We start from the raw sequence: 9,528 nt of genomic DNA on the forward strand, positions 1-9,528 counted from the left end.
GACCAGCGTACCGAGGCGCCGCCCGGGCGGCGCACACTTCCGGCTGATCAAGACTTTCAGTGCCTTGGTTTCCGCCGCGCGGGAGAAGGTGTCGTACGCCTCGAGGATCTGGTCCATCCGGAACCGACGCGTGGTCAGCTTGTCGGCTGGGATCTTCTTCTGCGCGACGAGCCGGAAGACGGTGTCCGGGGCCGAGGCGCGCTCGAGCTTCGCGGCCGTGACCGTCTCCCCCGCCGGGCCGTCGGGGCTGCCATGAACCGGCTGCGAATGGGGTCGTGTCCTGTGCGAACCGGCAGGCCGGGTTCATCCACGGGCATCAATGGTGACCACCCGGACCAGACGTGGCAAGCACCCCGAATGCATCCTCGGGCAATCAGCGCCGTTGACGCGGCAGCGGGGCCAATCCAGTGGATTGGCCCCGCTGCCGATGCGAGCTCGGGTGTTAGCGCGCGGCTTCGCCGTCAGTGTAGTCGTCGTCGGCGGAGGCGTTCCAGGCGAACAGCTTGCGCAGCTCACGGCCGGTGGCTTCGATGGGGTGCTCTTCGCCCTTCTTGCGCAGAGCAAGGAACTCCGGTGCTCCGGCGTCCTGGTCCGCGATGAAGCGGGCCGCGAAGGCGCCGTTCTGGATGTCGGCGAGAACGGCCTTCATATTCTCCTTGGCGTGGGCGTCGATGACGCGTGGGCCGGAGACGTAGTCGCCGTACTCGGCGGTGTCGGAGACGCTCCACCGCTGCTTGGCGATGCCCCCCTCCCACATCAGGTCGACGATGAGCTTGAGCTCGTGCAGCACCTCGAAGTAGGCGACCTGCGGCTGGTAGCCGGCCTCGGTGAGAACCTCGAAGCCGTACTGGATCAGCTGCGACGCGCCACCACAGAGCACGGCCTGCTCGCCGAACAGGTCGGTTTCGGTCTCTTCGGTGAAGGTGGTCTTGATGCCGGCGGCGCGCAGCCCACCGATCGCCTTGGCGTAGCTGAGGGTGAGCGGCCAGGCCGCGCCCGAGGCATCCTTCTCGACGGCGACGATCACGGGAACGCCGCGGCCGGCCTCATACTCGCGGCGCACGGTGTGGCCCGGTCCCTTGGGGGCGACCATGGTGACGTCGATGCCTTCGGGGGCCTTGATGTAGCCGAAACGGATGTTGAAGCCGTGTCCGAAGACAAGGGCCTTGCCCGCAGCGAGGTTCGGCAGCACGTCGTCGGCGAACAGGTGACGCTGCACCTGGTCGGGCGCCAGGATGACGATGACGTCGGCCCAGGCGGATGCCTCGGCGGTGCTGAGAACGGTGAAGCCGGCCTCTTCGGCCTTGGCCTTGGACTTCGAGCCCTCCTTGAGGCCGATGACGACCTCGACACCCGAGTCGCGCAGGTTCTGCGCGTGGGCGTGACCCTGCGAGCCATAGCCGATGACGGCTACCTTCTTGCCCTGGATGATCGACAGGTCGGCGTCTTTGTCGTAGTAAATCTCAGACACGAGTAAATGTTCTCCTTGTTGTTGTAGTCGGTGGTCGAGCTCTAGTTTTTGAAGACGCGCTCGCTGATCGATTTCGACCCGCGGCCGATGGCGAGCAGGCCGGACTGGGCGATTTCCTTGATCCCGTAGGGCTCGAGCACGCGCAGCAGCGCCTGCGTTTTGCCGGAGTCCCCGGTGACCTCGATCACGACCGCGTCGACGGACACGTCGACGACCCGAGCCCGGAACAGGGTCACGGCTTCGAGCACCATCGACCGGGTCGTGTTGTCGGCGCGCACCTTCACCAGCAGGTGTTCGCGCTGCACCGACTGGGCCGGGTCGAGTTCGACGATCTTGATGACGTTGATCAGCTTGTTCAGCTGCTTGGTCACTTGCTCCAGCGGTGCGTCTTCGACGTCGACGAGGATCGTGATGCGGGAGAGCCCGGGGATTTCGGTGTGGCCGACGGCGAGGCTCTCGATGTTGAAACCGCGGCGGGCGAAGAGGCCGGCGACCCGGGTGAGCAGGCCGGGCTTGTCCTCGACGAGGAGGCTCAGAACGTGGGTGCTCACGGGTTATTCCTCTTCCCAGGTCGGTGCGTGCTCTTTGGCATACTGCACATAGCTGTTGCTGACACCCTGCGGCACCATCGGCCAGACCATGGCGTCCCGGCTCACGATGAAGTCGATCACCACGGGCCGGTCGTTGGTCGCCAACGCCAGCTTGATGGCGTCGTCGACCTGGTCGGGGCTGGTGACCCGGATGGCGAGGGCACCGTAGGCCTCCGACAGCTTCACGAAGTCCGGCACCATGGCGGACCCGTGCCCGGTGTGCAGATCGGTGAAGGAGTGCCGTCCGTCGTAGAACAGGGTCTGCCACTGGCGCACCATGCCCAGCGAGGAGTTGTTGATGATGGCGACCTTGATCGGAATGTTGTTGATCGTGCAGGTGGCCAGTTCCTGGTTGGTCATCTGGAAGCATCCGTCGCCGTCGATCGACCAGACCACCCGGTCGGGCTCGGCCACCTTGGCACCCATCGCTGCGGGGATGGAGTAGCCCATCGTGCCGGCGCCCCCGGAGTTCAGCCAGGAATTGGGCCGCTCGTACTTGATGAACTGGGCCGCCCACATCTGGTGCTGGCCGACACCGGCCGCATAGACGGCTTCCGGCCCGGTCAGCTCGCCGATGCGCTGGATCACGAACTGCGGGCTCATGAGGCCGTCGGTCGGCTCGGAATAGCCCAGCGGGAACTCCTCCCGCAGACCCTTGAGGTAGGTCCACCAAACGCTGACGTCGGGCGTCGTCGTGGTGATGGCGGCCGCGTAGGCGATGGTGAGTTCGGTGATGACCTCCTTGGCATCACCGACGATGGGAACGTCGGCGGCGCGGATCTTACCGATCTCCGCGGGGTCGATGTCGACGTGCACGATCGTGGCGTGCGGCGCAAACTCGGAGACCTTGCCGGTGACCCGGTCGTCGAAGCGGGAGCCGAGCGCGATGATCAGGTCTGCCTCCTGCAGCGCGAGCACCGCGGACACGGTGCCGTGCATCCCGGGCATGCCCAGGTGCTGGTCGTGCGAGTCCGGGAACGCGCCGCGCGCCATCAACGTGGTGACGACGGGCGTCTTGCTGAGTTCGGCGAACGCGAGCAGTTCTTCCGACGCGCGGGCACGGATGACACCGCCACCCACATAGAGGACGGGCTTCTTGGCCTCGGCAAGCAGCTGGGCCGCAGCCTGCACCTGTTTGCCGTGGGCCTTGGTGACCGGCCGGTAGCCGGGCAGGTCGAGCTTGGGCGGCCAGATGAACGGGGCGCTCTTCTGCTGGGCATCCTTGGTGATGTCCACCAGGACCGGGCCGGGCCGGCCGGTGGAGGCGATCAGGTGAGCCGACGCGATAGCCGCGGGGATGTCCTCGGGACGCTTGACCAGGAAGGAGTGCTTCGTGATCGGCATGGTGATGCCGACGATGTCGGCCTCCTGGAAGGCATCCGTGCCCATCAGGGTGGAGAAGACCTGGCCGGTGATGCAAAGGATCGGCACCGAGTCCATGTACGCGTCGGCGATGGCGGTGACAAGGTTGGTGGCGCCGGGCCCGGAGGTGGCGATGGCCACCCCGACGCGGTTGCTCGCCGAGGCGTAGCCCTCCGCGGCGTGGCCGGCACCCTGCTCGTGCCGCACCAGGATGTGCCGGATCACGGTTTGGCTCATCAGCTCGTCGTAGAGCGGAATGACGGCGCCGCCCGGCAGACCGAAGACGTCGGTGACGCCCAGCAGCTCCAGCGAGCGGATGATCGCACCGGAACCGGTGAGGATTTCCGGTGCCCCCGAGTCGGGCGCCCCGGCGGCCGCGGCAGACGAGGGCGACGGTGATGGCACGGGTGTTTCCGCGGTCATGTGATCAGTTCCCTAGTTCGATGACGAATAGTGAGTTCTACCCCGTGACGGCGCCGACGGCCGCAGACTGGACAAGCTTCGAGTACTTTGCGAGAACGCCCCGGGTGTAGCGCGGAGGCAGAGGTGCCCAGCCAACACTCCGGGCGGTCAGCTCATCAGGGTCGACCAGTAGGTCGAGCGTGCGAGCTGCGATATCGACCCGTATCAGATCACCATCGCGCACGAAGGCGATTGGACCTTCGTCCACCGCTTCGGGTGCTATATGGCCGATGCACAGTCCGGTTGTGCCGCCTGAGAATCGACCGTCCGTTAAGAGTAGTACATCGGCGCCGAGCCCGGCGCCCTTGATAGCGGCGGTGATCGAGAGCATCTCCCGCATTCCGGGCCCGCCCTTGGGTCCCTCGTAGCGGATGACGACGACGTCTCCCTTCTGGATCTCCCCCGCAGTGAGAGCGTCCATGGCGGCGCGCTCACGCTCAAACACGCGCGCGGGTCCCTCGAAGATGTCGGAGTCGAAGCCGGCGGTTTTGACGACGGCACCCTCGGGGGCGATAGAGCCCTTGAGGATGGTGATTCCGCCGCTGGCGTGAATCGGGTTGTCGAGGGTGCGCAGCACCTCGCCGTCCAGTTCGGGCGGGTCGATCTCGGCAAGGTTCTCGGCCACGGTCTTGCCGGTCACGGTGAGCGCGTCGCCGTGGATGAGGCCGGCCTCAAGCAGGGCCCGCATCACGGCCGGCACGCCGCCGTGACGGTCGACGTCGTTCATGATGTACTTGCCGAACGGTTTCAGGTCGCCGATGTGCGGCACCTTGTCGCCGATGCGGTTGAAGTCGTCGAGGGTGAGCTCGACCTCGGCCTCGTTCGCGATGGCCAGCAGGTGCAGAACCACGTTGGTGGAGCCGCCGAACGCCATCGCCACGGCGATCGCGTTCTCGAAGGCCTTGCGGGTCAGGATGTCCCTGGCCGTGATCCCCAGACGCAGCAGGTTGACGACGGCCTCGCCGGAGCGGTGCGCGTAGTAGTCGCGGCGGCGGTCGGCGGAGGCCGGGGAGGCCGATCCCGGCAGGCTCATGCCGAGAGCCTCGGCCACGCTGGCCATGGTGTTGGCGGTGTACATGCCGCCGCAGGCACCCTCGCCGGGAGCGAAGGCGCACTCGATGCGCTTGGCGTCGGCCACGGACATCCGCCCGGCCTTGACGGCGCCCACCGCCTCGAAGGAGTCGATGATGGTGATGTCTTTTTCGGTGCCGTCGGAAAGCTTGACCCAGCCGGGAGCGATCGATCCTGCGTAGAGGAAAACGCTGGCCAGGTCGAGGCGGGCCGCGGCCATCAGCATCCCGGGCAGCGACTTGTCGCAGCCCGCCAGCAGCACGGAGCCGTCGAGGCGCTCGGCCTGCATGACAACCTCGACCGAGTCGGCGATGACCTCGCGGGAGACGAGGGAGAAGTGCATGCCCTCATGGCCCATCGAGATGCCATCGGAGACGGAGATGGTGCCGAACTGCAGCGGGTAGCCGCCGCCGCCGTGCACACCTTCTTTGGCGGCCTGCGCGAGGCGGTCCAGGGAGAGGTTGCAGGGCGTGATCTCGTTCCACGAACTTGCGATGCCGATCTGGGGTTTCTCCCAGTCGGCGTCGCCCATACCGACGGCCCGGAGCATCCCCCGCGAGGTGGTGGCTTCGATTCCATCGGTGACGTCCCGGCTGCGAGGCTTCATATCGATCTCAGTCATGCACTGAGTCTAAACGTCCGCTGAAGGCGGAACGTCGCCCGAGGGTCATGCTCCGGCGGCGGCCTCACGCTCCGCGGCGACGGCCGCGCGGGCATCGGCGATCAGGCCCAGCACCAGCGGCACGTCTTCGGGGCCGCGCACCCGGTAGCCGGCGAGCGAGTCGCCTGCCCCGATCTTGAGGCCGACGTCGCCGGGTCGCAGCACGGCGAAGGCGTCTTCGTCGGTGGTGTCGTCGCCGGCGTAGAAGACCCGGTCGGCCCCCGCGTGCCGGCGCAACCGCGCAAGGGCGTCGCCCTTGGTGCTGGCACGCACCGCGAATTCGATCACGTCCTTGCCGTCCCGCACAGTCAGGCCGGGCAGCAGCGTGCCCAGCTCCCCGCGTGCGGCCTTCAGGGCGGCCGCCGCTTTCCGAGGCGTCGCCAGCCGGGTGTGCAGGGCCAGACCGGCCGGCTTGCGTTCGATCCAGGTTCCGTCGATGCTGCCGGAGATGCGCTCAAGCACCCGGGCGAGGGCGTCGAGCTGCTCGAGTTCCTCGGTGACGAGGTCGAGTTCGATCTCGGGGGTGTCCAGCTGCACCTCGATCCCGTGCGAGCCGGCGAGGAGCACATCGGTCTGCGGCTGCGCCACGTGCCGCAGGCTGACCAGGGCCCGGCCGGAGACGAACGCGACCCGCACCCCGTCGAGGTCGAGCAGGCGCTGCACCGCCTCGCGGGTGCCTGCCACTGCGCGCGCGTCTTCGGGCTTGTCGACGTGCGGGGCAAGCGTCCCGTCGAAATCGAGGGCCACGAGGATGTTGTCGGCGCGGCTGAGATCCTTCAGCGCACCGGCGAGGGTGTCGGGGATCCCGGGACGCACGGCGGCTCCTTCGGTCAGGGTTCGGAGGAAGGAAGAGGACCAGGCGTCGACGTCGTTGTCGAAGACCTTGCGGCGGAGCGAGCGCATGCGTCGCAGCCGTTCCTGGCGGGGCATCGCGACGGCCCTGAGGATGGCGGCCTTCACGCCGTCGATGTCATGCGGGTTGATCAGCACGGCCTGTTTGAGCTCGTCGGCGGCGCCGGCGAACTCGCTCAGAACGAGCACGCCGTCGCGGTCGAAGCGCACGGCCACGTATTCCTTGGCGACGAGGTTCATGCCGTCGCGGAGCGCGGTCACGAGCATCACGTCGGCCGCGAGGTAGAGCGCCACCATCTCCTCGCGCGGGTAGCCGTGATGGTGGTAACTGATGGCGGTGTGGCTGATGGTGGAGAAGTCGCCGTTGAGGCGGCCGACGGCCAGTTCGATCTCGTCGCGCAGGGCGATGTAGGGGCCGACGCGTTCCCGGGAGGGGCTGGCGACCTGCACCAGGGTGACGTCCTCCACGCTCAGGCTGCCGTCGGCGAGCAGCTCGCCGAACGCCTTGATGCGGTGGGCGATGCCCTTGGTGTAGTCGAGCCGGTCCACGCCCAGCATGATCGTCTGGGGGTTGCCGAGGTCTTCGCGGATCTGGCGCGCCCGCTCCTGGATCTCGGGGCGCCGCGCCAGTTCCTCGTAGGCGGCGGCGTCGATGGAGATCGGGAAGTGCTTGGCGATTACCCGGCGATGCTTGCCATCGGGTGCGGGCACATCGATGGCGACGCCGCGGGTCGGATAGCCGTAGAGGCGGCGCACGGCTCGGGAGAAGTTACCGGCGTCGGCGAGGCGCTGGAAACCGATCAGGTCGGCGCCGAGCAGTCCGTCGAGGATCTGCTTGCGCCAGGGTAGCTGGGCGTAGATCCCGTAGGGCGGAAAAGGGATGTGGTTGAAGAACCCGATCACGAGGTCGGGCCGCGCGTCGCGCAGCATCCGTGGCACGAGCTGCAACTGGTAGTCGTGCACCCACACCGTGGCGCCGGGCGCAGCGGCGGATGCGGCGGCGTCGGCGAAGCGGCGGTTCACCCGAACGTAGGCCTCCCACCATTCGCGGTGGTAGCGCGGCGGCGCGATCACGTCGTGGTAAAGCGGCCAGATCGTGTCGTTGGAGAAGCCCTCGTAGTAATCCTCCAACTCCGACTCGCTGAGCCGCACCGGCACGATGGAGATGCCGTCGTTCTCGAACGGGTCGAACGAGCGGTCGGCGATGCCGGGCCAGCCCACCCAGGCGCCGTCGGAGCTGCGCATCATGGGCTCGAGGGCGGTGACCAGGCCGCCGGGCGAGGTGCGCCAGCCCTCGGTTCCGTCTTCGGAAACCTCGATCTCGATCGGGAGGCGGTTGGAGACCACGACCAGCGAATAGGTGGAGTCCGGGGCGGCGGATGCCGTGGGTTCGGCTGCAGAGGTAATGGGATCGTCCGTTCCGGCGGGCGCAGAGCGACGCCTTGGTGGTCTCCCAAGGCTACCAGTGGGCCGAAAGCGGTGGCCGGGCTGGCCACTCGGCCACGGTCGCCCGACATGGGGACAACTTTGAGGTAACGCGCGTACTTTAACCCGTGGATCGTGTCCGGGTGTGGCGCGACCCCGGCTGACTGTTTGAAAGAGGCGGACCCATGGACCTGAATTCACTGCTGAGCTGGGTGTCGATCTCACTCGCGACCATCAGCCTCGTTGTCTTCGTCTCGTTCTTCGTTCTGGTGCGGAGGCTGTACCGGCGCATTCGCCGTAGCCGCAGGCTGACCGGCGCGGTGTTGCGTTCTCGCACCATCCTGAGTCGGGGCCCGCAACACGAGGTTCTGAAGCTGCAGTTGCGGCTGAAGGAATCTCTCGACAGTGGTCAGGCAGCCGTCGACCTGGCCCGGAGCAGCCAGGGCCCGCTCGGCGAGCTTCCGCGACTTTTCCGTCGCATTCAGGGCGAAAGCGTCACGCTGCAATCGCAGCTGCGGCTACTGACGAGCGAGGCCGATCCTGTCGTGCTCGCCGAGGCGCTGTCGGTGGCCGGCCGCCGTGTCGACCAAGTGGCCGGGTTGGTGCGCCGGCTGCGCTCGGCCGTCGCTGCCGGTCTCGGAGAGCTCACCGATGACACCCTCACGGCCCTTCGGTCCGAGGTCGACCGCGAGGTGGCCGCGCTCCGGGCTGGGGTCGATGAGTTGCGCTCCCTCAACGGCCGCTCGCTCAACGGCTGCTCCCTCGACGGCCACTCCCATAACGGCAACGACGGGTTCTCCGATCCGCGCCGGCCCCTGCCCATGAATACTTTCAACAGAAGGACTGAATCATGAGCCTCACCTCGCGGCTGCGCGTCATCCTCCGCAGCAAGTCAAACCAGGCCCTGACCCGGATCGAAGACCCCCGCGAGGCCCTCGACGACAGCTACGAGCAGCAGGTGAAGTCGCTCCAGCAGGTGCGCCTGGGGCTGGCCGAGGTCGCAACGGCAAAGAAGCGAATTGAGTTGCAGGGGCAGGACATGGGCGGCCGCTACCAGCGGCTGGCCGACCAGGCCCAGGAGGCCCTGAACCAGGGCCGGGAAGATCTGGCCCGCACGGCGCTGGAACGCCGGTCGCTCCTCGAGGGCCAGGTGGCAGCCATCCGTGACCAGTACCTCGTTTTGGCGCAGCAGCAGGCGCAACTGCAGGACAACGAACGACGCCTCGCCGAACGGGTCGCCGCCTTCCGCACGGAGAAGGAGACCATCAAGGCCACCTACGCTGCCTCCGAGGCTCGGGTCAAGGCCAACGAGGCCGCGTCCGGCATCGGCTCGCAACTGGGCACGGTCGGTGCCGACCTCGACCGGGCCAAGGACCGGGTCACCCAGATGCAGGCCCGCGCCGCCGCCACCGACGAGCTGCTCTCCAGCGGCGCTCTGAACGATGTCACGGCCCCGCTCGACGCGGACCTCGAACGGCAGCTCTCGGCTGGGGCGACCAGAGCGGCTGTCGACCGCCAGCTTCAAGCGATGAAGGAGGCCCGCGCCACGAACCGAGGCCCTGGCCCGAACGCTCGCGGAGGAACCGACGCCTGGTTGAGTATCGGCCAGGGCCCGTCTCTCCCCTGATCCTGGT

The 9,528-nt window shown here is 67.5% G+C and carries 7 protein-coding genes; 2 read left to right on the forward strand and 5 right to left on the reverse strand.

Annotated features, from left to right (window positions below):
- Positions 1-442: 442 nt before the first annotated feature.
- From ilvC to E3N86_RS14060, 5 genes are read right to left on the reverse strand one after another with little or no spacing between them, the layout of a single operon-like run.
- The gene (gene ilvC / locus E3N86_RS14040; RefSeq protein WP_134512172.1) at positions 443-1,471 is read right to left on the reverse strand and encodes a ketol-acid reductoisomerase; all 1,029 of its coding nucleotides are present in this window, start codon (positions 1,469-1,471) and stop codon (positions 443-445) included.
- A 41-nt stretch (positions 1,472-1,512) separates the two neighbouring features.
- Positions 1,513-2,022 (reverse strand): acetolactate synthase small subunit, encoded by a 510-nt coding sequence (gene ilvN / locus E3N86_RS14045; protein WP_104102867.1) that lies wholly within the window; start codon positions 2,020-2,022, stop codon positions 1,513-1,515.
- Between the two features lie 3 nt (positions 2,023-2,025).
- Entirely contained in the window at positions 2,026-3,846 is a 1,821-nt protein-coding gene (locus tag E3N86_RS14050; RefSeq protein ID WP_134371693.1) for an acetolactate synthase large subunit, read from the reverse strand.
- A 37-nt stretch (positions 3,847-3,883) separates the two neighbouring features.
- On the reverse strand, positions 3,884-5,578 hold the full coding sequence (gene ilvD / locus E3N86_RS14055; RefSeq protein WP_134512173.1) for a dihydroxy-acid dehydratase: 1,695 nt from the start codon (positions 5,576-5,578) through the stop codon (positions 3,884-3,886).
- A 45-nt stretch (positions 5,579-5,623) separates the two neighbouring features.
- On the reverse strand, positions 5,624-7,876 hold the full coding sequence (locus E3N86_RS14060; RefSeq protein WP_134512193.1) for a bifunctional alpha,alpha-trehalose-phosphate synthase (UDP-forming)/trehalose-phosphatase: 2,253 nt from the start codon (positions 7,874-7,876) through the stop codon (positions 5,624-5,626).
- 203 nt (positions 7,877-8,079) lie between these two features.
- On the opposite strand from E3N86_RS14060, the gene E3N86_RS14065 reads away from it, so the two are divergent.
- Positions 8,080-8,748 carry a hypothetical protein gene (locus E3N86_RS14065; RefSeq protein WP_134371695.1) on the forward strand — a complete coding sequence of 223 codons (669 nt, stop codon included), beginning with the start codon at positions 8,080-8,082 and terminating at the stop codon, positions 8,746-8,748.
- Complete coding sequence (locus E3N86_RS14070; RefSeq protein ID WP_134371697.1) at positions 8,745-9,521, forward strand: PspA/IM30 family protein; 777 nt, start codon at positions 8,745-8,747, stop codon at positions 9,519-9,521. Before E3N86_RS14065 ends, E3N86_RS14070 begins: the two co-directional genes overlap by 4 nt.
- Positions 9,522-9,528: the final 7 nt, after the last annotated feature.

Origin of the sequence: Cryobacterium sp. Hz7, from assembly GCF_004402815.1 — a bacterium.
GTDB lineage: Bacteria > Actinomycetota > Actinomycetes > Actinomycetales > Microbacteriaceae > Cryobacterium > Cryobacterium sandaracinum.

Coding starts and splice junctions, on each gene's coding strand:
- E3N86_RS14050 (WP_134371693.1), bottom strand. CDS start 3,846: ATGACCGCGGAAACACCCGTGCCATCACCGTCGCCCTCGTCTGCCGCG.
- ilvD (WP_134512173.1), bottom strand. CDS start 5,578: ATGACTGAGATCGATATGAAGCCTCGCAGCCGGGACGTCACCGATGGA.
- E3N86_RS14065 (WP_134371695.1), top strand. CDS start 8,080: ATGGACCTGAATTCACTGCTGAGCTGGGTGTCGATCTCACTCGCGACC.
- E3N86_RS14070 (WP_134371697.1), top strand. CDS start 8,745: ATGAGCCTCACCTCGCGGCTGCGCGTCATCCTCCGCAGCAAGTCAAAC.